Source organism: Pseudomonas sp. AC172 (genome assembly GCF_979258595.1).
Genome location: NZ_OZ409868.1, coordinates 6,022,193 through 6,041,923, shown reverse-complemented (window position 1 = coordinate 6,041,923; position 19,731 = coordinate 6,022,193). Strand labels below are relative to the sequence as shown.

At 60.0% G+C, this 19,731-nt stretch carries 21 protein-coding genes; 11 read left to right on the top strand and 10 right to left on the bottom strand.

What is annotated here, in order from left to right; all coding sequences use genetic code 11:
• Positions 1 to 18: 18 nt before the first annotated feature.
• Positions 19 to 969, bottom strand: coding sequence for a DnaJ C-terminal domain-containing protein (locus tag ACZ0A4_RS27185; RefSeq protein WP_236431967.1), 951 nt, complete (start codon positions 967 to 969; stop codon positions 19 to 21).
• A 291-nt stretch (positions 970 to 1,260) separates the two neighbouring features.
• Between ACZ0A4_RS27185 and ACZ0A4_RS27180 the strand changes: the two genes are divergently transcribed.
• Positions 1,261 to 2,535 (top strand): Hsp70 family protein, encoded by a 1,275-nt coding sequence (locus ACZ0A4_RS27180; RefSeq protein WP_158830431.1) that lies wholly within the window; start codon positions 1,261 to 1,263, stop codon positions 2,533 to 2,535.
• A gap of 132 nt (positions 2,536 to 2,667) precedes the next feature.
• On the opposite strand, the gene ACZ0A4_RS27175 is transcribed toward ACZ0A4_RS27180, so the two are convergent.
• The 3 genes from ACZ0A4_RS27175 to ACZ0A4_RS27165 all read right to left on the bottom strand — a co-directional run bounded on the left by ACZ0A4_RS27175 (position 2,668) and on the right by ACZ0A4_RS27165 (position 5,152).
• A complete protein-coding gene (locus tag ACZ0A4_RS27175) occupies positions 2,668 to 3,681 on the bottom strand; it encodes an AI-2E family transporter (protein ID WP_016984798.1) in 1,014 nt (337 codons plus the stop codon).
• 307 nt (positions 3,682 to 3,988) lie between these two features.
• Positions 3,989 to 4,294, bottom strand: a complete 306-nt coding sequence (locus ACZ0A4_RS27170; protein ID WP_064388692.1) for a PsiF family protein — start codon at positions 4,292 to 4,294, stop codon at positions 3,989 to 3,991.
• Positions 4,295 to 4,357: 63 nt separating this feature from the next.
• Entirely contained in the window at positions 4,358 to 5,152 is a 795-nt protein-coding gene (locus ACZ0A4_RS27165) for an AraC family transcriptional regulator (RefSeq protein ID WP_463577013.1), read from the bottom strand.
• A gap of 96 nt (positions 5,153 to 5,248) precedes the next feature.
• Between ACZ0A4_RS27165 and ACZ0A4_RS27160 the strand changes: the two genes are divergently transcribed.
• Positions 5,249 to 6,136: a DMT family transporter gene (locus ACZ0A4_RS27160; RefSeq protein WP_463577011.1), complete on the top strand. Its 888-nt coding sequence runs from the start codon at positions 5,249 to 5,251 to the stop codon at positions 6,134 to 6,136.
• Positions 6,137 to 6,256: 120 nt separating this feature from the next.
• Here ACZ0A4_RS27160 and ACZ0A4_RS27155 read toward each other — a convergent pair whose 3' ends face one another.
• The 3 genes from ACZ0A4_RS27155 to ACZ0A4_RS27145 form a co-directional block, all read right to left on the bottom strand.
• Complete coding sequence (locus tag ACZ0A4_RS27155) at positions 6,257 to 7,135, bottom strand: alpha/beta fold hydrolase (RefSeq protein ID WP_463577009.1); 879 nt, start codon at positions 7,133 to 7,135, stop codon at positions 6,257 to 6,259.
• Positions 7,136 to 7,226: 91 nt separating this feature from the next.
• Positions 7,227 to 7,532: a DMT family transporter gene (locus ACZ0A4_RS27150; RefSeq protein ID WP_093430208.1), complete on the bottom strand. Its 306-nt coding sequence runs from the start codon at positions 7,530 to 7,532 to the stop codon at positions 7,227 to 7,229.
• On the bottom strand, positions 7,533 to 8,171 hold the full coding sequence (locus ACZ0A4_RS27145) for an FMN-dependent NADH-azoreductase (protein ID WP_463577008.1): 639 nt from the start codon (positions 8,169 to 8,171) through the stop codon (positions 7,533 to 7,535). It lies immediately after the preceding gene.
• 108 nt (positions 8,172 to 8,279) lie between these two features.
• Between ACZ0A4_RS27145 and ACZ0A4_RS27140 the strand changes: the two genes are divergently transcribed.
• On the top strand, positions 8,280 to 9,227 hold the full coding sequence (locus ACZ0A4_RS27140) for a LysR substrate-binding domain-containing protein (RefSeq protein WP_463577007.1): 948 nt from the start codon (positions 8,280 to 8,282) through the stop codon (positions 9,225 to 9,227).
• A gap of 98 nt (positions 9,228 to 9,325) precedes the next feature.
• Positions 9,326 to 9,859: a ferritin-like domain-containing protein gene (locus ACZ0A4_RS27135; RefSeq protein ID WP_122606555.1), complete on the top strand. Its 534-nt coding sequence runs from the start codon at positions 9,326 to 9,328 to the stop codon at positions 9,857 to 9,859.
• A 117-nt stretch (positions 9,860 to 9,976) separates the two neighbouring features.
• Here ACZ0A4_RS27135 and ACZ0A4_RS27130 read toward each other — a convergent pair whose 3' ends face one another.
• Positions 9,977 to 12,052, bottom strand: coding sequence for an AsmA family protein (locus tag ACZ0A4_RS27130; RefSeq protein WP_463577005.1), 2,076 nt, complete (start codon positions 12,050 to 12,052; stop codon positions 9,977 to 9,979).
• A gap of 383 nt (positions 12,053 to 12,435) precedes the next feature.
• Here ACZ0A4_RS27130 and ACZ0A4_RS27125 point away from each other — a divergent pair, with 383 nt between their 5' ends.
• From ACZ0A4_RS27125 to ACZ0A4_RS27095, 7 genes are all read left to right on the top strand, one after another.
• Positions 12,436 to 12,903, top strand: a complete 468-nt coding sequence (locus ACZ0A4_RS27125) for a hypothetical protein (RefSeq protein ID WP_463577004.1) — start codon at positions 12,436 to 12,438, stop codon at positions 12,901 to 12,903.
• Between the two features lie 155 nt (positions 12,904 to 13,058).
• On the top strand, positions 13,059 to 13,691 hold the full coding sequence (locus ACZ0A4_RS27120; protein ID WP_077570695.1) for a TetR family transcriptional regulator: 633 nt from the start codon (positions 13,059 to 13,061) through the stop codon (positions 13,689 to 13,691).
• Positions 13,692 to 13,991: 300 nt separating this feature from the next.
• Positions 13,992 to 14,492, top strand: coding sequence for an urease accessory protein UreE (gene ureE, locus ACZ0A4_RS27115; protein WP_008087160.1), 501 nt, complete (start codon positions 13,992 to 13,994; stop codon positions 14,490 to 14,492).
• A complete protein-coding gene (locus ACZ0A4_RS27110; RefSeq protein ID WP_463577003.1) occupies positions 14,489 to 15,163 on the top strand; it encodes an urease accessory protein UreF in 675 nt (224 codons plus the stop codon). Before ureE ends, ACZ0A4_RS27110 begins: the two co-directional genes overlap by 4 nt.
• Positions 15,164 to 15,174: 11 nt before the next feature.
• On the top strand, positions 15,175 to 15,789 hold the full coding sequence (ureG, locus tag ACZ0A4_RS27105; RefSeq protein ID WP_077570691.1) for an urease accessory protein UreG: 615 nt from the start codon (positions 15,175 to 15,177) through the stop codon (positions 15,787 to 15,789).
• A 27-nt stretch (positions 15,790 to 15,816) separates the two neighbouring features.
• A complete protein-coding gene (locus ACZ0A4_RS27100; protein ID WP_463577001.1) occupies positions 15,817 to 16,389 on the top strand; it encodes a HupE/UreJ family protein in 573 nt (190 codons plus the stop codon).
• 181 nt (positions 16,390 to 16,570) lie between these two features.
• The gene (locus ACZ0A4_RS27095; protein ID WP_463577000.1) at positions 16,571 to 17,704 is read left to right on the top strand and encodes an AGE family epimerase/isomerase; all 1,134 of its coding nucleotides are present in this window, start codon (positions 16,571 to 16,573) and stop codon (positions 17,702 to 17,704) included.
• A gap of 123 nt (positions 17,705 to 17,827) precedes the next feature.
• Here the strand turns inward: ACZ0A4_RS27095 and ACZ0A4_RS27090 are convergent, their stop codons facing one another.
• Positions 17,828 to 18,733, bottom strand: a complete 906-nt coding sequence (locus ACZ0A4_RS27090; protein ID WP_463576998.1) for a cation diffusion facilitator family transporter — start codon at positions 18,731 to 18,733, stop codon at positions 17,828 to 17,830.
• 201 nt (positions 18,734 to 18,934) lie between these two features.
• The gene (locus ACZ0A4_RS27085; protein WP_007915905.1) at positions 18,935 to 19,699 is read right to left on the bottom strand and encodes an SDR family oxidoreductase; all 765 of its coding nucleotides are present in this window, start codon (positions 19,697 to 19,699) and stop codon (positions 18,935 to 18,937) included.
• Positions 19,700 to 19,731 lie beyond the last annotated feature (32 nt).

Genomic DNA, 19,731 nt, shown 5'->3' with positions numbered 1-19,731 from the left:
GCTACTCCGTCGTCGGATTCAGAAGTTCTCTCGCGGGTTGAACGCGGCTTTCTTTGCCAGTTCCTGCCACAGCGCCTTGACCTCGTCGTCGGCCGCTTTCGGCATCACCGCTTTAAGTTGCACAAACAGGTAACCGCGCTCGCCGGCCTTGTTTTTCAGGCCATGGCCTTTGGCGCGCATGCGCTGGCCGTTCTGGCTGCCGGCCGGGACCTTGAGGTTGATCTTGCCAGTCAGGGTCGGCACCGCCACTTCGGCACCCAGCGCCAGTTCCCACGGCGCCAGTGGCAGGGTGATGATCAGGTTTTCGCCTTCGACATCGAATTTCGGGTGCGGCGCAAAACGAATGGTCAGGTACAGATCACCATTCGCCCCGCCACCAACGCCCGGTGCGCCCTGGCCTTTGAGGCGGATACGCTCGCCGTCGGTCACGCCCGCCGGAATCTTCACGTTCAGGCTTTTGCTGGTGTTGCTGACGTGCTGGCCGTTGGCGTTGTATTGCGGCACCTGGAAGGTGACCTTCTTCGATTCGTTCGACAGCGTCTCCTCGAGGAAGATCGGCAGTTCCATTTCCACGTCTTGCCCTCGGCGCCCTGCACTGCGTTGTTGGCGACCATCGCCGCCACCGAAACCGGGACCGCGATTGCCGAAGATCGAACTGAAGAAGTCCGAAAAGTCGCCGGTGTCGCCACCGCCGCCACCAAAGCCGCCACGGCTCTGCCAGCCCGGTGGCCCCTGGAACGGCTGACCGTGCTGGCCATAGCGGCGCAGCTCGTCGTATTCGGCGCGTTTGTCGGCGCTTTTCAGCGCTTCATAGGCTTCCGAGGCGTCTTTGAATTTGGCCTCGGCGTCCTTTTCCTTGCTGACATCGGGGTGGTATTTGCGCGCCAGCTTGCGATAGGCAGCCTTGATTGCCTTGTCGTCTGCTGTCGGCTCCACGCCGAGTATCTTGTAATAGTCTTTGAAGTCCATTGAAGGAATCACCATCCGTTATCGATTTCGCGCCGATGCCAGCATGCGCTGATTCGCGCGTGCCAGGTTGACCGATCTCAAGGTTGTGACCGGGTGGCGCAGCAGAAGTTTATCGGCAGTGGACGACGGTTCTTGCGACCGCCGGTGGTTCTGCCGGCCCATGCCAGCAAGTTTGGGGCGAAGCTGCGATTTTCAACCAGTTTAGTCGTGAAATAGCAGATGACCGGCCTTCGATTCTGGCGCGCACTGACATACACTGCGCGGCCGTTTTTTTGACCGGAACCGAAAGACATGAAAGACGCCTCTCCAGCCCGTGCCTGCGGCATCGACTTCGGCACGTCCAACTCCACCGTCGGCTGGCTGCGCCCCGGCATGGAAACGATGATCGCGCTGGAAGACGACAAGATCACTCTGCCGTCGGTGGTCTTCTTCAACATCGAGGAACGCCGCCCGGTTTACGGTCGTCTGGCGCTGCACGAGTACCTGGAAGGCTATGAAGGCCGGCTGATGCGCTCGCTGAAAAGCCTGCTCGGTTCCAAGCTGATCAAGCACGACACCAGCGTTCTCGGCACCGCAATGCCGTTCAAGGACTTGCTCGGTCTGTTCATCGGCCAGTTGAAGAGCCGTGCGGAAACCGCCGCTGGTCGGGAATTCGAGCAAGTGGTGCTCGGTCGCCCGGTGTTCTTTGTCGATGACGATCCGCTGGCGGACCAGGAAGCTGAAGACACCCTGGTCGATGTGGCGAAGAAGATCGGCTTCAAAGAGGTCTCGTTCCAGTACGAACCGATTGCGGCAGCCTTCGACTACGAGTCGACCATCGAGAAAGAAGAGCTGGTACTGATCGTCGACATCGGCGGTGGTACGTCCGACTTCTCGCTGGTGCGCCTGTCGCCGGAGCGTCGTGGTTACGACAACCGTCACGACGACATCCTCGCCACTGGCGGTGTGCACATCGGCGGGACCGACTTCGACAAGCAATTGAGCCTGCAAGGCTTGATGCCGCTGTTCGGTTACGGCAGCCGCATGAAGAGCGGCGCCTACATGCCGACCAGCCACCACATGAACCTCGCGACCTGGCACACCATCAACTCGGTGTACTCGCAGAAATCCAGCCTGGCGCTGGGCAGCATGCGCTACGACATCGAAGACACCGGCGGCATCGATCGCTTGTTCAAGTTGATCGAACAGCGCGCCGGGCACTGGCTGGCGATGGAAGTCGAAGAAACCAAGATCCAGCTGACCCACACCGACAGCCGCCATGTGCCGCTGGATCGAATCGAAGCCGGTTTGAGTGTGGAACTGAGCCGGGCGCTGTTTGAATCGGCAATCGATGCGCTGCTGGAGCGCGTGCGCGGCAGTGTTACGCAGCTGTTGAACGATGCCGGTGTCGCAGTGGATCAGGTCGATACCGTGTTCTTCACCGGTGGTTCGAGCGGGATTCCGGCGCTGCGCAACAGCGTCTCGGCGATGCTGCCGAATGCACGGCATGTTGAAGGGAATATCTTCGGCAGCATTGGTAGCGGTTTGGCGATTGAAGCCATGAAACGCTATGGCGCCATGAACTGATCCAAGACCGCGTTGCGCCCATCGCTGGCAAGCCAGCTCCCACAGGTTCTGCGCCGCTTTCGAAAGCGGTATCAATCCTGTGGGAGCTGGCTTGCCAGCGATGGCGTCAGCTAAGGCAATACAGTTATCGGATCAAACCATCCCGCCCAGCTTCAACTCACTCTTCAGGTACGCATAATAAATCGGCCCCGCCACCACCCCCGGCAGGCCGAACGCGGCCTCGAACACCAGCATCGCCAGCAGCAACTCCCACGACTTGGCACTGATCTGCCCGCCGACAATCCGCGCGTTGAGGAAGTACTCGAGCTTGTGGATAAAGATCAGATAACCCAGCGCCGCCAATGCCACCCAGATCGACAGTGACAGGCCGACGATGGTGATCAGGGTGTTCGACATCAGATTGCCGATCACCGGCAGCAGGCCGAGCAGGAAGGTCAGTACGATCAGGGTTTTGGTCAGCGGCAGTTTGATGCCGAACATCGGCAGGATCACCGCGAGGAAGATCCCGGTGAAGAAGGTATTGAGCAGGGAAATCTTGATCTGCGCAAAGACGATGTTGCGGAACGCCTGCACCAACAGGTGCAAACGGTCGAACAGCGCGGCGGCCAGCGGTTTGCGTTTAGTAACGTCGGGGATGCGCTGCAAGGCGATGATTGCGCCGAGCACCATGCCAATCAGCAACGTCACGAACATGTGCGCGGCGTCCTTGCCGACCAGTTGCAGGTCGGACAGGTGTTTGCTCATCCACTCGCCAATCGCCACACGAAACTCGGCAGCACTGGCCGGCAGATAGGCGTCGATGAACGGCGGCAATTGCCCGCGTGCGCGATCAACCACGCCCATGAATTTGTCGAGGGAAGCGCCGGGATTTTCCGCTTCGTGCAGAAGAAAACTGATAGCGCCGGCGAAGATCAGCGCCAACACACTTACCACTAGCGTGCCGAGCAAAGCCACCGCCAGCCAGCGTGCGCGACGGCCTTCGATCAGCCGTTGCAGTTGCGGGGTGAGCATGTTGACCAGTTCATAGACCAACAAACCGGCCAACAGACTGGGCAACAAGCGCAGCGGCAGCACCAGCAGCAAACCGCCGAAAATGATGATGCAACTGACCCAGAACACTACATGACGCTCAGAAAACGTTGGCATACAGCCTCAAAACGAACGGCGTAAAAGGATTGGCAGTCTGCCAGCGTTCCGGGGTGAGCACTAGAAATATGCGGTGCTTCAACCCCCCTCACCCTAGCCCTCTCCCAGAGGGAGAGGGAACCGATCGAGGAATGGCGAAGAAATCCGGCGACCCTGCCAGTGCTGTATTGAATTCAGAATCGGCCAGATAGTTCAGGTCGATGAATATCTGAAAACGACGCGGTCAGTCCCCTCTCCCTCTGGGAGAGGGTTAGGGTGAGGGCAAATCTCAAGCGGACGCGTCGACCAGTTACCCCACCGAATCAAGTTATTTTTTCTTCAGGCAATCACTCATGAACGCCTTGCGCGCATCGCCGGTCAGCGCCTTGGTTTTCGCATCGGCGTTGCAGGTGGTCATTTTCTGCTGCTGCGGGGTCAGGGCCTTGGCATCGTTGGCCGCCGGCGCTGCCTTGAGGCAGGTGCTCATGAAGGTTTTGCGCTCATCGCCTTTCAGACTCTTGGCGGTCGCATCGGCATTGCAGGTGGTCATTTTGTTCTGTTGCGCCGTGGCGGCGAAACCTTGTGAACACAGGAGCAAACCAATCATCAACAACGGCACACGCAACATCTTCATGGAGTTTTCTCCTTGTCGCCGCACCGATGGGGGCGGCCTCTGCTGGAGTGTAGCCAAATCTTGTTACACCTTCCTGCCTTCGAGATGGCTACGGCGATACTGCTCCGGCGTGCAACCGGCCTGACGGGCGAACATGGCGATAAATGCCGAGCCGCTGCTGTAACCGAGGTCGAAGGCAATTTCCTGCACACTGCGCGAAGTTTCCAGCGCCTCGATCGCAGCGAGGTAACGCAAGCGCTGACGCCACTCGCCAAAACTCATCCCCAGCTCACGAACAAATTGCCGCGCCAGCGTGCGTTCGCTGACATGCACTTGCAGTGCCCAATGCGCCAGCGGCTGATTGTTGCCCGGCTCGGCCTGCAAGGTTTCGAGGATTGCCAGCAATCCCGGACTACTGGCGTAGGGCAGATAACACTCATGCACCGGCGCCTGTTGCAATTGATCGACCAACACCTGGGCCAGGCGCTGATCGGCATCGAGCTCGGGAATCTTCACGTCGCGGGCGGCGAAGTCCTTGAGAATCGCCTTGAGGATGTCGCTGATCGCCAGAGTACAGGCGCGTGTCGGCAGTTCGGCGCAGACCTTGGGGTCAAGGCACACCGCACGATAGTTGACCGGTTGATGGCTGTAGAAACTGTGCTCGACCTGCGGCGGCACCCACACCGCGTACTGCGGCGGCGACATAAAGCGGTTGCCGTCGACGTCCATGTGCAACACACCATGGGCCGCGTATTCCAGAGTGCCCCACGGATGGCGGTGCGGCGCGGCGAATTCATGGGCGTTGAAGTCGGCATAGCGGAAGTACACCGCCGATGGCAGTTCGCTGAATTCCAGCAGATCGATGTGTTTGCTGTTCATGCTGTCCGGTTTCAGAGGCAGGTTGTCCGGTTCGAAGTATAGGCCTGCATCCAGACAAGGGATAATTGCCGCTCATCAACGTACTGGTTTCAACTCATGCAATACGCGTTTCCGCTGCTGGCGATTTTTATCTGGGCCGGCAATACCGTGATAAACAAACTCGCGGTCGGGGCAATTTTCCCCGCCGAGATCGGTTTCTATCGCTGGCTACTCGCCGGGTTGTTGTTCACGCCATTCATGCTCAAAGCGGTGATCGCGCACTGGCCGCAGATTCGCCCGAACCTCGGCAAGATTTTCGTCCTCGGCGTGCTCGGCATGGCGGTGTATCAGAGCCTCGCTTACTTCGCGGCGACCCTGACCACCGCGACCAATATGGGCATCATTTTGTCGCTGATGCCGTTGATGTCGCTGGCCATGGCAATCATCAGCCTCGGTCAACGTCTGACCGCCGGTGCGCTGGTCGGCGCTGTGCTGTCGTTTGCTGGCGTGCTGGTAGTGGTGTCGTCGGGCAGCCTTGGCGCGTTGTTGCAGCACGGCCTGAACATGGGCGATGCGATGATGTTGATCGCGACGCTGGCTTACGCGATTTACAGCACTCTGCTGAAGAAATGGCAGCTGCGCTTGCCGCCGCTGGTGTTGCTGTATTTGCAGGTGCTGGTGGCGATTGTCGTGTTGTTTCCGCTGTATGCGGCGTCGCCGAAAACCGGTTTGACCCTGCAGAACATTCCGCTGGTGTTGTATGCGTGCTTGCTGGCGTCGATGGTTGCGCCGTTGGCGTGGATGCAGGCGGTGCAACGCCTGGGGCCGAGCCGGACGACGTTGTTCTTCAACTTGTTGCCGTTGATTACCGCGCTGATTGCGGCGGTGGTGTTGAAGGAGCAGTTGGCGATGTATCACTTGGTCGGCGGATTGTTGACCTTGGGCGGGGTAATTCTTTCCGAGCGCTGGACCACCGTGTTGGGCCGCCGGATCAGCGTTGCCTGATAGGGCCCCATCGCTGGCAAGCCAGCTCCCACAGTGATTTGGGCGTTCACAAGATTTGTGTTCGATCCCAACCCTGTGGGGGCTGGCTTGCCAGCGATGAACGATAACGCGGTCTGACGGTTAAACCCCGGCAGCCTCAAGCCGCGCCGCATGCTCGACAAACAGCCGCACCGGATCCGCGCCCTTGCCGACCAGCCCCAGCGACTGGTTAACAATGTCGAAGTGATCCAGCGGATAGTCATCACCAATCACCGTGCCCAGATGCGAGCTGTAGCGCCCGACCATCCCGTCGCACTGCCCCGGCTCACGCACAAAGGTTTTCGCGAACAAGCGACAACTGCGATTGGTCCCGTCAAACAGATTACCGCCACGGTCGGTCTTGCCCGGCTGCAACGTCCCCGACCACGAGTAGTAGCGCACGCCGTTAACTTCTTCCGGCCCGTGCCCGCCCCACGTTTCCGGCAGGCCCTGTGGATAACGCTGGTTGAACAGCGCCACACCCTCAGTCGTCAGCGATTGGTGCGAGGCGTGAATATCCACCGGCAGTTTCGGCCCGTGATAACCGGTCTCCAGTAACGCCATCAGCCAACCGACAAAACGCAACAACGCCTCAAGGATCCGCCCTTTGGCACTGTTCGCCGGGTAATGTTTTGCCAGGTAATCAGCCAGTTCCGAGCCATGATTCGGTCCGGCCACCGACGTCACTGAAGCCACCAGATCCGGCCGTTTCGCCGCCGCATAGCGAGCCGTCAGCGAGCCCTGACTGTGGCCGAACAGGTTGACCTTTTGCGCCCCGGTCTCACGCAAAATTTCATCAATGCGCGAGAGCAACTGCTCGCCACGCACCTCCGTCGAATGGAGCGGAGACACCTGCACCGCAATCACCTTCGCACCACCCCGGCGCAATGCCTTGATGATGCCGTACCAATACGGATAGAGGATCAGCCGGATAAACCCGAGCATGCCGGGCACCAGCACCAGTGGATAACGCGTCGACATGGGCAAACATCCTTGTGGTCGGTGAGTGGATGCAAGGCGTGCAAAACGCCCGCCAAGCATCCTCCCTGATGATGACAACTCAACCACCAGCCTACTTCAGGCCCACCACCCCCGCCACAATCAGCCCTACCGAAAGCAGTTTGACCAGAGTCAGGCTCTCGCCCAGCAAGGCGAAACCGAGAAACACCGTGCCCAGTGAGCCAATCGCCGTCCAGATCGGGTAGGCAATGCTCACTGGCAACTCGCGCATCGCCAGCGTGAGAAAGTAGATGCCGCCAATCGCCGCAATCACCGTAATCAACGACGGCCAGAGCCGGGTGAAGCCCTCGGCGTACTTCATGCCCATGGCGAAGGTCACTTCAAACCCGGCGGCGATCAGCAGGAACAGCCAGGCCACCTAGAACTCCCGGGCGAGGGTGAACAAACGCTGCTCCGCCTCGGCCACCGACACCGCGAAGGTGCGTTCGGCGGATTCTTCACCCTCAGCCGCAACCACGGTGACGTCGTTGATGCCGATAAAACCCAGCGCCGTGCGCAGCCATGGATCGGCGTGGTTCAAGGCTTCCAGCTCGCCACCCGGGCCGAAGCCGAAGCCGCCGCGACTGGTGACGATCAGCGCCTTTTTGCCCTGCAACAGCGGGGTGTATTGGGCGACGCCATTGTCCAGCGTGTGATCGAAGGTCAGACCCAGCCGCACGATCTGATCGACCCAGGCCTTGAGGCCGCTGGGCACGTTGAAGTTGTACATCGGCGTGGAAATCAGCAGCAGCTCGTGATCGAACAACTCGCCGACCAATTGATCGCTCAGGGCCAGATCGGCCTGCATCGACAGTGGGCGTGCTTCAGGCTGTGGATAAAAAGCGGCGGCGACAAAGGCTTCGTTGACCGGCGGAATCGGCGCACGACCGACTTCACGTCGAGTCACCTGCGCTTGTGGATGACGCACCTGCCAGGCGCTGAGAAAACTTTCCGCCAGCCGCCGCGAGTGCGAACGGTCGCCACGTGGGCTGGCATGGATCGCAAGAATTTTGCTCATCTTAAACTCCTTGAGACTAGACTTTGATTGCTGTGTCGCTGCAGATTGCAGGCGCCACGCCAAAGCCTCAAATGAGCAAAAGTCAGTCTGGATGAATTGATTTCATCCATGGAGATTTCAATGTTTGCCTCGCTGCCACTCACCGCCCTGCGCGCCTTTGAATCGGCATCACGACTGCTCAGCTTCAAGGCTGCCGCCGAAGAACTGTCGGTCACGCCGACGGCGATTTCGCACCAGATTCGTTCGCTGGAAGACTGGCTCGGCGTTGCGCTGTTCGAACGCCTGCCCCGTCAGGTGCGCCTGACCGAGGGTGGCGAACGCCTGTTTCGCAGCCTGCATGGCGCGCTGCTGGAAGTGGCGCAAAGCGTCGACACCCTGCGCCCGCAGCGCAACGCCAGCACGCTGACGCTATCGACCACCGCCGCGTTTGCCGCGCTGTGGCTGGTGCCGCGTCTCGGCCGCTTTTATGCGCAGCATCCGAACATCAACGTGCGCCTCGACACCCACTGCGAAGTCATCGATCTGCATCAGGACGCCAGCGTCGATCTGGTGTTGCGTTACAGCCTCGACGATTACCCGAACCTCTACGGTTTGTGCCTGTTCGATGAATCTTTCGGCGTGTACGGCTCGCCCGAGCAAGTGGCGCTGGCCGCTCGGCGCACGCCGACGTTGATCAGCGTGCGTTGGCACAACTCGAAACTGTATGCCCATGGCTGGGAAGCGTGGTGCGCGAAGGCCAGCGCAAACTGGCTGAACCTGCAACCGGCAGTCCGCGAATACGATGAAGAGCATTACGCCCTGCAAGCGGCGATCGCCGGGCAAGGGCTGGTGCTGGCGAGCAATATTCTGGTCTCGGAAAGCGTCGCCAGTGGTTTGCTGCTGCCGTTCATGGGCCAGGTCCAAGTCGATGGTGCCGGGTACAGCGCGTTGTGTGTTCCGGGGCGGGAGCGGCATCCGCCGGTGCGGGCGTTTTTTGCCTGGTTGCGCGAGGAAGCAGTTTTGTCCGGGCTGGCGCCAAAAGCGCAGCCTTCGGCAGCTCCTACAGGGGTTGCGTAAACCGATAAAACTTTTTGCAACGCTCATGACTCACAGCTTAGGTAGCGACCGCGTCTGTAGAACGTGGCGCCCATCGGATTAGCCTCCAGGAGATCGAAATGAGCGACGACCTGCATCTGTCAGATGTTCAAACCTTGCGCGATCGTGCGCGCCAACACGTCGAAAACGGCGCCGTCACCGAGGGCTACAGCGCCGACCGTGAAGAGGTACTGCGCTTGCTCAATGAATCGCTGGCCACTGAACTGGTCTGCGTCTTGCGCTACAAGCGTCACTACTTCATGGCCAATGGCGTAAAAGCCCATGTGGCCGCCGAAGAGTTTCTCGAACACGCCACCCAGGAAGCCCAGCACGCTGACCGCCTGGCCGAGCGCATTGTGCAATTGGGCGGCGAGCCGGAGTTCAACCCCGACATGCTGTCGAAAATGTCCCACGCGCAATACGTGGCCGGTAACACCCTCAAAGAGATGGTCTACGAAGACCTCGTTGCCGAGCGCATCGCCATCGACAGCTATCGCGAGATCATTCAGTACATCGGCGAGAAAGACCCGACTACGCGGCGTATCTTCGAAGATATTCTGGCGCAGGAAGAAGAGCATGCCGATGACATGGCTGACATCCTGAACGACCTGTAAACTTTCTAAACCGCCTTCGCGAGCAAGCTCGCTCCCACACTCGACCGCATCCATCTGAAGGAATGCGGTCCCGTGGGGGAGCGAGCTTGCTCGCGAAAGGGCCCTTACGGGCACCGACTATTTAGTCGGTTTAACGGTGACCGGCGCCTTGCCCGCCTTCATTTGCTCCAGCAACGGCGCACACTGATTCGGCTCACCACCACTCGGCGCCACCAGCGCCAACAGCCCCGCCGCCGGCGCGGCGATCACGCCCAGCGCAACCATCCCCGCCCCGCGCAACATCAGCGGCACGGCCTTCACGCCGGCATCCGGCTTGATGAACTTGCCCCGCACATACAGCGGTGAACGCAGAGAAATCAAACGCCAGCCCTTGGATTCCGGTGTCACCGTCAGGTCGAGCTGCTCGGTGGCCATGTTCGCCGTGCCGTCGATATAAATGATCGCGTTCTCGGTATCGAAGACAAACAACTGCGTGGTGGCCAGACCGGTCTTGATGTCGAAATCCGCCGCTGCGCAATTGATCTTCACTTCCTTGTCGCCAAAGATCTTGCCGACCACGTAGTTACCGACGTTGAGCCCGGCCAGCTCCATCAACTCACGACTGATCGCGCCGTCGTTGATCAACATCTTCAATTTGCCGTTGGCCCCGCCGAGCAGCTTGGCCACCGAGTTGCCGCGACCGCTGATATCGGCGTCGCCGTTGAGCTCACCGAAACTGGTTTTCATCGGTTCAAAGGTCGGGAACAACTCTTTGAGCTTGAAGCCACGGGCGGTCAGTTTCGCCCGGCCTTCGAGCGGCTCGGTGCGGCCGTTGAGGCGGATCTGTGCATCAAGATTGCCGCCCGCCACGCCGAAGCGCAGCGGCTCAAGGCTGAGCTCGCCGTCGTTGAGTTTCAGGTGGGTATAGAGGTCGTTGAACGGCAGTTTCTCGCTGTGAACGATGCGCTTGCCGGTGAACTCGACGTCGGCGTCCATCGCGCGCCAGCGATCGGTCTTGAACTCCTCCACCGGCAGGACTTTATCGGCCGGTTGCTTGCTCTCGCCGCCGCGGGCCTTTTGCTTGTCATTGGAATCGGCGCCGATCAGTGGCGCAAGGTCGGCGAACAGCAGTTGATTGGAGAGCAATGCGCCACTGAGTTTCGGCCGTGGCTGGCTGGCGACGTAAGTCAGGTCGCCATGAATATCACTGCTGCCGATTTTGCCGTTGAACTGCTCATAAGTGAATTTCGCCCCGACCGCGTCATGCAGCTTGGCGATCAAATGGCCGTCGGTGGCATACGGCGGCGTGTCCGGCAGAGTCACCCCAGTCAGCGGATAAAGATTGCCGAGGCTGGCGCCGGCCAGTTTCAGGCGCAGATCGAGAGCGCCGAGATTCAGCGGATCGGTCAGCGTGCCGGCCAGTTCGATGCTGGTGTCGCCGATCTTCGCCTGGGCTTGCAACGGAAAGGGCTTGCTCGCGTCCTGCAAGGCGAGCAGGCCGCCGATCTTGCCTTGGCCGGTGAGGTTCTGGCCGTGGTATTGGCCTTTGACCTTCAAGGCAAACGCATAATCCTGCGGTGCGCCGCCCTTGTCCTGTGCGGATTTTGCGGCTTTGGCGCCAACGATGTCGCTGTAGGGAATCGGCTTGCCCAGTGGGTCGATCAGCACATCAAGATTGGTCTTGAGCGTTTGATCGTCGAGGGTGACATGGCCCTTGTCGAAACCGATGGCACCGATGTCGACCACCCAGTTCGAGGGCTCTGCATTCGGGTCTTTCGGATCGAACTTGAACGTCCAGTTGGCGCGGCCGTCGGCCAGGCGCTGCAACTCGGCATTCGGTTCGGTCAGGTCGATGCGTGGAATCACCACCCGTTGTGCCAGCAGCGCCAATGGAGAAATACGCAACTCGACGCGCTTGAGCGTGACCATCTGCGCTTTCTTCGACCAGTCCGGGTTGCCCAGGCTCAAGTCCTCGGCGACCACGTGCGGCCACGGCACCCACGCACGCCAGCCGCCCTCGTCCGGCTCGCGCTGCCAGATCACCGCGAGGTTGCCATTGATGGCAAACGGTCGGTGCAGTTCTTCCGAGACTTTGGCGTTGAGCGGCGGTTTGATCCGGTTCCAGTCGAAGAACACGATGATCAATACCAGCACGGCCAGTAGCAGCACGAGGATGGCGAAAGTCCAGCTGAAGATTTTTCCAGTGCGCGTCATGCACAAAGCTCCTGATCACGACCGCACGCAAAGACTGCGGCGTACGGCTGAAACGACGGGCCAAAGCGGCCCTCATGAAATCTACGACTGGCAAACCCGCCGCAGGTTTAATCGAAAGGTCGATTACCGCGCAAAAAGTCGCGCGAATCTGACCGATCAGTCGAACAGTGTTACCGCGCCCGCACTTTTGCGAGGCGCGAGTGGGTCGGAAATACCCACCTCGGTGCAAAACCGTTGCTCTGAAAGGCCCTATCTAGAGCCTCCCGACAGAACAATCAATTCTGTTGATTATTACCATTGCGTTTATGAACTTTTATATCGACTTATCGAGAGTAGCATTGCCCTCGTACCCACTTTATCGCCCTCCCAAGGAGCAACCCATCATGAAACGCCAATTACTGCTCAGCCTTACCCTGTCGATGCTAGCCAGCACTGCTTTCGCCCTGCCCGCTGCCGATCAGGCTACCCCGCAAGTGAAATCCAGCCACTCGGTATTCAGCCAAACCGTAGCCGCTGATGGTGGCGACCGCACGCCACAAGGCCAGACCCTGGCTGAAGGCGGCCGTGATCGTCTGGAAGAGAAAGGTCTGGTGCAAGACGGCTACGACAAGACTCCACAAGGTCAGACCCTGGCATCTGATGGCGGCGACCGCACCCCACAAGGCCAAACCCTGGCTTCCGATGGCGGCGACCGCACTCCACAAGGTCAAACCCTGGCTTCTGATGGCGGCGACCGCACTCCACAAGGCCAAACCCTGGCTTCTGATGGCGGCGACCGCACTCCACAAGGCCAAACCCTTGCCGAAGGTGGTGGTGACCGTGTAATCGAACGCAACAGCGCCTTGAGCTAAGCCCATGGCGGCCTCGAAAAAAAGCCCAATCACCGGATTGGGCTTTTGACTTTTCCGGCTCGATAAAATCTTTCGCTGCATGCCCTCCCGTTCGACGCCGACAAAGCCGATTTGCTAGAGTGCGGCGCTTGTCCTGCCAAAGAACACACCCTGCGATGCTGCCCCGCGCCGAACAGAAACAACAGACCCGCAACGCCTTGATGGACGCTGCCCGCCACCTTATGGAAAGCGGCCGAGGATTCGGCAGCCTGAGCCTGCGCGAAGTGACCAAAACCGCCGGGATCGTGCCCACCGGTTTCTACCGGCATTTTGCCGATATGGATGAGCTGGGCCTGGTACTGGTCAGCGAAGTCGGCCAGACCTTCCGCGAGACCATCCGCTTGGTACGGCACAACGAATTCGTCATGGGCGGCATCATCGATGCTTCGGTGCGGATCTTCCTCGACGTGGTCAGCGCCAATCGCTCGCAATTCCTGTTTCTTGCCCGTGAGCAATACGGCGGTTCGCTGCCGGTGCGTCAGGCAATCGGCCGGTTGCGCGAGAACATCAGTTCCGACCTCGCGGCTGACTTGACGATGATGCCCAAGCTTCAGCATCTGGACGCCGAGGGCCTGAGCGTGATGGCAGATCTGATCGTCAAATCGGTGTTTGCCACCCTCCCCGACATCATCGACCCGCCCGCCGAAGCCTTGCCGGAACATCTGACGCCACAGGCGAAGATCACCCAGCAACTGCGCTTCATCTTTATCGGCCTCAAGCACTGGCAAGGGCTAGGCAGTACCGAGTAACTACCTTTTATGACTGGCACACCAGATTCCCTGTGGGAGCGAGCTTGCTCGCGAAGGCGTCGTGTCAGTCAACATCTATATCTCTGACCCTCTGCATTCGCGAGCAAGCTCGCTCCCACACTTGGTTCGGCGCATCGGCCTCCATTTGGTGCATAAAAAAATCTTCACGCACCAAAACCTTCCATATTCCCGCAACATCTTGAAACATCCACTACGCTCCGACAGGGATTTCCTACATCTCGTCCGATTGGCAAGGCCCTTGCTCTAGCCAGAGTATTGTCCATAGCTGGAAGCTTTCCGATGCTGGTGATTCACCGCAGAATCGACCCTCAACCCGTCTGGGCCGCCGAGTTGCACCTGACCTTCGAAGCGCGCAGCAAAAGCCGTTTGCGCTGTTTCAGTGCCGAGGGCGAAGACGTCGGGTTGTTTTTGGAGCGCGGCCAGCCGCCGCTGTATGACGGCGAATGCCTGCAGGCTGAAGACGGCCGCATCGTCCGTGTCTGCGCCCGCCCCGAGCAATTGCTGCACGTCACCTGCGCCAACGCCTTCGAACTGACCCGCGCGGCTTATCACCTGGGTAACCGCCACGTCGCCTTGCAGGTTGGCGACGGCTGGCTGCGTCTGCTCGACGATTACGTACTCAAAGCGATGCTCGAACAACTCGGCGCGCAGGTCGAAGCCATTGAAGCACCGTTCCAGCCGGAACACGGTGCCTATGGCGGCGGCCATCATCATTCACGCCACGGCGACGAAGACTTCAACTACGCGCCGAAACTCCATCAGTTCGGCGTACGCCTGTGAATCCGGCCTGGGCGCTGCTGCGCCTGGCCAGTCCGCAATTGCCGATTGGCGGTTACAGCTATTCGCAAGGCCTGGAAATGGCGGTGGATAACGGCCGCGTGAACAACCCGGACAGCGCGCGGCGCTGGATCAGCGATCAATTGTTGCTCAACCTCGCCCGCTTCGAGGCGCCACTGCTGCTCGCCCATTGCCAAGCGGCGGCGGATGAACAATGGGCCGAGTTGCAGATTCTGTGCGAAAGCCATCGCGCCAGCCGCGAGACGCGCGAGTTGCATCTGGAGAGCCGGCAGATGGGCTATTCGTTGCAGCAACTGCTCAGCGGTTTGCCTGAACTCGACGCGCCCGCCCGCGACTTTCTTGATCAATGCACTGAACCGCATTTGGCTCTGTGCTGGGCGTTGGCCGCTCGCTCGTGGGGCATCAACCCGCAGGACGCCCTCGCCGCATGGCTGTGGAGCTGGCTGGAAAACCAGCTCGCCGTGCTGATGAAAACCCTGCCGCTGGGCCAGCAAGCCGCCCAGCGCCTGACCAGCGAATTGCTGCCGTTACTGCAACAGGCGCAGCAGGACGCGACCCGAATCAACCCCGAACACATCGGCAGCGCCGCGTTCGGCCTGTCCTTGGCGTGCATGGCCCACGAGCGCCAGTACAGCCGCCTCTTTCGCTCCTAGGAGAAATATTAATGAACACACAACCCCTGCGCGTCGGCATCGGCGGCCCGGTCGGCTCCGGCAAAACCGCGTTGACCCTGGCCCTGTGCCTGGCCCTGCGCGAGCGCTACAACCTCGCCGTGGTCACCAACGATATCTACACCCGCGAAGACGCCGATTTTCTCGTGCGCAATGAAGCCCTCGCCCCCGAGCGGATCATCGGCGTGGAAACCGGTGGCTGCCCGCACACGGCAATCCGCGAAGACGCCTCGATCAACCTCGAAGCGGTGGATCAACTGAACCGGCGCTTTCCGGGGCTGGATCTGATTCTGGTGGAATCCGGCGGCGACAACCTTTCGGCGACCTTCAGCCCGGAACTGTCCGACCTGACCATCTACGTGATCGACGTCTCGGCCGGCGACAAGCTGCCGCGCAAGGGCGGACCGGGGATCTGCAAGTCCGACTTGCTGGTGATCAACAAGATCGACCTTGCGCCGCTGGTAGGCGCTTCGCTGGAAATGATGGACAGCGACACCCAACGCATGCGCAACGGCAAGCCGTTCGTTTTCAGCAACCAGAAAACCGGTCAGGGTCTTGAGCAAATCATCGCCTTCATCGAACGCCAGGGCCTGCTGACTGCAGCCTGATTCACTGATCAACAAGGAAGCCAATTCATGACACTCAAACGAATTCTTGGCGCCGTGGCGCTGCTCCTGACCCCGGCATTGGCCTTCGCCCACCCGGGGCATGGCGACAGCGGTTTGATCGCCGGCATCAGCCACCCGATCGGCGGCCTCGACCATTTGCTGGCGATGGTGGCTGTTGGCTTGTGGGCCGCGCAGCAACAAGGCGCAGCGCGTTGGGCGCTGCCGTGCACGTTTGTTGGCACCATGTTGATTGGCGGCATGTTCGGGTTTGAAGGGCTGGAACTGCCGGCACTGGAAAGCGGGATTGCCGCGTCGGTGTTGGCGCTGGGTCTGGCCGTGGCGCTCGCGGTGCGTCCGCCGTTGGTGATGGCGGTGGTGGCGACCGCTGTGTTTGCGCTGTTCCATGGTGTGGCGCATGGCTTGGAACTGCCGGACATGAGCAGCCCTTGGGCGTATGCGGCGGGTTTCGTTGCCGCGACGGCTGCATTGCATGCGGCGGGTTATGCCGTGGTGCGTTTCCTGCCTCAGGCTGCTGCACCGTTGGTGCGCCTTGCAGGTGCCGCTTCGGCGGCGACTGGTGTTTGGTTGCTCGCAGGCTAGTTTTTATTGTCTGAACGGGCCCCTTCGCGAGCAAGCTCGCTCCCACAGGTTTTGTGTACGCTGCAAATCCACTGTGGGAGCGAGCCTGCTCGCGAAGGCGGCCGATCAGACGCCGCATCTCTGATGCCGGTCTCTCTGCTACCATGTCGCGCAATCGCCCCAGCCGTGACGACGTCCGCCCATGCCCCACGCTTCCCGCTCCACCTCCCTGCCCGAATTGACCGCCCTGTTCGGCGCTGTGCAGCAGCACTTCGTCAACGTCATAGTGCCCCTCTGGCAAGGCCCGGGCTGGAACGCCGACATGGCGTTACCCTACGAGGCGCTGGACGCCGCGCATCAGCCGCTGCCACCGCAGCGCTATCGGGCGATGGCCTGCGCACGGCAGCTGTACCTGTTTTCCAGTCTGATCGGGGTTGTGGATAACGCTGAGGTTCGTGCCGCGGCGCTGTTTCGTTCACTGCAACGGCACTTCCATGATGCCGAACACGGCGGCTGGTTCTACAGCATCGACGCCCAAGGCAAGCCGCTGGATCAGCGCAAGGACCTCTATACCCACGCCTTCATCCTGTTTGCCTGCGCGCATTACTGGGAAAAGTCCGGCGATCCATTGGCTGAGTCGACGCTCAACGCGGCGCTGGAAATCATTGGCCGACGCTTTGCCACCGGCGATGGCTTGTATGAAGCGTGCCTGGAGCGCGACTGGATCACCCTGCAAACCGGTCCGCTGCAGAATCCATTGATGCATCTGGCCGAAGCGTTTCTGGCCACCCTGGCGGTTCACGAAGATGCCCAGACGCAGCAGGCATTGCTGGAGTTATGCACAGCCATGCACAAGCAGTTCGTCGATCCGCAATATGGCGTGTTGATGGAGAAGCCGCTCGGCGCTGTGGATAACTGGTATGAGCCGGGGCATCAGTTCGAATGGTATTTCCTGCTGGAATCGTCGCCGTTGTTGCGCGGTTCGAAACTGCATGCGGCGCTGGATCGGGCGTTTGCCTTTACCGAGCAATACGGTGTGGTGCAGTCATCCGGCGCGGTGCGGGCCATGCTCGATCTGGAAACGGACGGGCGCCCGCGAGACTCGACTCAGCGGATCTGGGCTCAGGCGGAATATCTGCGCGCGCTGACGTTGCGTCAGGGCAGTGAAGCGGTGGTGCTGCGCCAATTGCAGGCGTTGCAGCAGCGGTTTCTGCATGCAGGTGGCTGGCATGAGTGTCGGGATCAGTTGGGGGAAGTCAGCCGAAAGGATATGCCTTCGACTACGCCGTATCACTTGGCGACTTGCTACCACGGTCTGGCTGAATATCTTCGCTGACTTATAGATCGCTTTCGCGAGCAGGCTCGCTCCCACAGTTGATTTGTGCCGTTCACAAATAGTGTGTTCGGCGCAATTCCAATGTGGGAGCGAGCCTGCTCGCGAATGGCCGTTACGCGGTCTCTAGGCGATCCACTTCTTGTCGCCAGTGAAGCTGATGGTCAACCAGCGCGCCGCATCCGGCGTGCCCAGCTTCGCCGAAATCTCTTCGCGTAACGCATCCAGTTGTCCGACATTGCTCAACGCATAATCCGCTGGCAACACCACATGAATCTCGATAAACCGCGCCCGACCGTGCTTCTGCACGTACGACACGTAATCGTCGAAACCGTGTTCGGTTTTCGCCGTGTCCATTACCTGGCGGACCTGATCATCCAGCGTATCCGGGGCGATCCCCAAGACATCACGCAGCGCCGGGCCAAGGATCTTGAACGCCGGTGGCAACATGGTCAGCGCCAGCACGATCAGGATCAGCGGGTCGACATACACCGCCCACTGGCCATAACCCTGAGACTTGAGCAGCAGCGCCGCAAGGAAACTGATCAACAGGCCCACAGACAGCATCGCATCCACCAGCCAACTGATGTTGTCGAACTGGATCAGGCTCGATTTGAGCTTGCGATTGCGCTGCCGTACGTAGAAGAAGTAGGCGAATTCGACCACGGTAAACACCGCGGCATAAACGATCACCAGCCCCAACTCGATGTCGCGACCACCGTTAATGATGCCGAACACGCCGTTGAGGAACGCGTAGATCGCGATCAACATCAGGAAGCTGCCTTCGATCAGCAGCACCATTGGCTCCAGATGCCAGAAACCGAACTGGAACCGGTGATTGCTTTCCTTGGCGATCAGCTTGGCGGTGATCAGCATCAGAACTTTGATGAACGTTGCGATCAGCGAGAAAAAACCATCGAACAGGATGGATTGCGAACCTGAAACAAAACCGGTGACGATCCCGGCAATCGCCACGGCGAACATCAGAATGGTCGATTGTTTGAGCAGTGCCTGCTCACCTCGGTTACTCACTTTGACTCCTCGAAAAACCTTGAAAACCGCGGGGGTGCGGTTGGGTTGTTGCGAGGGGAGTTTACCTTATCGCCATTTTTTGCCTGTTATGGCCTCATCGCTGGCAAGCCAGCTCCCACAGGGTTATCGGTGCACACGAATCTTGTGAGCGACTCGGTACTTGTGGGAGCTGGCTTGCCAGCGATTGGCCGTGACGCGGTGTCAGGCCTTGTTGCGCTCGATGGCGAAACCCGCCCAAGTCTGGCTCACCGGCATCAATTCCAGGCTGTTGATGTTGATATGCGCCGGTGCATTCATCACCCAGAAAATCGTCTCGGCAATGTCCTGCGGCTGGATCGGCTCGGCACCGGCGTATGTGGCGTTGTAACGCTCCTGATCACCAGCAAAACGCACCAGCGAGAACTCGCTCTCACACAGCCCCGGCTCGATGTTGCTGACCCGCACGCCGGTGCCTTGCAAATCGCAACGCAGGTTCAGCGAGAACTGTTTAACGAACGCTTTGGTCGCGCCATACACGTGGCTGCCCGGGTACGGATAGTTGCCGGCGATGGAGCCGAGGTTGACGATGCCGGCGCCACGACCATGGGCGATCAGGCGCGGCAGCAGCAGGCGGGTTGCGTACATCAGGCCTTTGACGTTGGTGTCGACCATGGTATCCCAATCGTCCAGATCGCACTTCGGCGCCGGGTCCACGCCCAGCGCTAAACCTGCGTTGTTGATCAGCCCGCGAAGCTTTGCGAACGACGGCGGCAGATTGGCAATCGCCTCCTCCATCGCCTTGCGGTCACGCACATCGAGCACCAGGCCATGCACTTCGGTCTGCTTCGACAGTTCGGCGCACAGCGCATTGAGGCGTTCTTCACGACGACCGGTCAGCACCAGTTTCCAGCCAGCCTCGGCAAAACGGCGGGCACAGGCTTCACCAAATCCGGACGTCGCGCCGGTGATAAACAGGGTGTTGGACATCGTGTTCTCCTTGCTTCGGCCGCCGGGGGCAG

What these genes read in the sequence shown, in the direction of transcription:
- ACZ0A4_RS27185 (WP_236431967.1), bottom strand. Translation starts at nt 969, where the DNA reads ATGGACTTCAAAGACTATTACAAGATACTCGGCGTGGAGCCGACAGCA.
- ACZ0A4_RS27180 (WP_158830431.1), top strand. Translation starts at nt 1,261, where the DNA reads ATGAAAGACGCCTCTCCAGCCCGTGCCTGCGGCATCGACTTCGGCACG.
- ACZ0A4_RS27175 (WP_016984798.1), bottom strand. Translation starts at nt 3,681, where the DNA reads ATGCCAACGTTTTCTGAGCGTCATGTAGTGTTCTGGGTCAGTTGCATC.
- ACZ0A4_RS27170 (WP_064388692.1), bottom strand. Translation starts at nt 4,294, where the DNA reads ATGAAGATGTTGCGTGTGCCGTTGTTGATGATTGGTTTGCTCCTGTGT.
- ACZ0A4_RS27165 (WP_463577013.1), bottom strand. Translation starts at nt 5,152, where the DNA reads ATGAACAGCAAACACATCGATCTGCTGGAATTCAGCGAACTGCCATCG.
- ACZ0A4_RS27160 (WP_463577011.1), top strand. Translation starts at nt 5,249, where the DNA reads ATGCAATACGCGTTTCCGCTGCTGGCGATTTTTATCTGGGCCGGCAAT.
- ACZ0A4_RS27155 (WP_463577009.1), bottom strand. Translation starts at nt 7,135, where the DNA reads ATGTCGACGCGTTATCCACTGGTGCTGGTGCCCGGCATGCTCGGGTTT.
- ACZ0A4_RS27145 (WP_463577008.1), bottom strand. Translation starts at nt 8,171, where the DNA reads ATGAGCAAAATTCTTGCGATCCATGCCAGCCCACGTGGCGACCGTTCG.
- ACZ0A4_RS27140 (WP_463577007.1), top strand. Translation starts at nt 8,280, where the DNA reads ATGGAGATTTCAATGTTTGCCTCGCTGCCACTCACCGCCCTGCGCGCC.
- ACZ0A4_RS27135 (WP_122606555.1), top strand. Translation starts at nt 9,326, where the DNA reads ATGAGCGACGACCTGCATCTGTCAGATGTTCAAACCTTGCGCGATCGT.
- ACZ0A4_RS27130 (WP_463577005.1), bottom strand. Translation starts at nt 12,052, where the DNA reads ATGACGCGCACTGGAAAAATCTTCAGCTGGACTTTCGCCATCCTCGTG.
- ACZ0A4_RS27125 (WP_463577004.1), top strand. Translation starts at nt 12,436, where the DNA reads ATGAAACGCCAATTACTGCTCAGCCTTACCCTGTCGATGCTAGCCAGC.
- ACZ0A4_RS27120 (WP_077570695.1), top strand. Translation starts at nt 13,059, where the DNA reads ATGCTGCCCCGCGCCGAACAGAAACAACAGACCCGCAACGCCTTGATG.
- ureE (WP_008087160.1), top strand. Translation starts at nt 13,992, where the DNA reads ATGCTGGTGATTCACCGCAGAATCGACCCTCAACCCGTCTGGGCCGCC.
- ureG (WP_077570691.1), top strand. Translation starts at nt 15,175, where the DNA reads ATGAACACACAACCCCTGCGCGTCGGCATCGGCGGCCCGGTCGGCTCC.
- ACZ0A4_RS27100 (WP_463577001.1), top strand. Translation starts at nt 15,817, where the DNA reads ATGACACTCAAACGAATTCTTGGCGCCGTGGCGCTGCTCCTGACCCCG.
- ACZ0A4_RS27095 (WP_463577000.1), top strand. Translation starts at nt 16,571, where the DNA reads ATGCCCCACGCTTCCCGCTCCACCTCCCTGCCCGAATTGACCGCCCTG.
- ACZ0A4_RS27085 (WP_007915905.1), bottom strand. Translation starts at nt 19,699, where the DNA reads ATGTCCAACACCCTGTTTATCACCGGCGCGACGTCCGGATTTGGTGAA.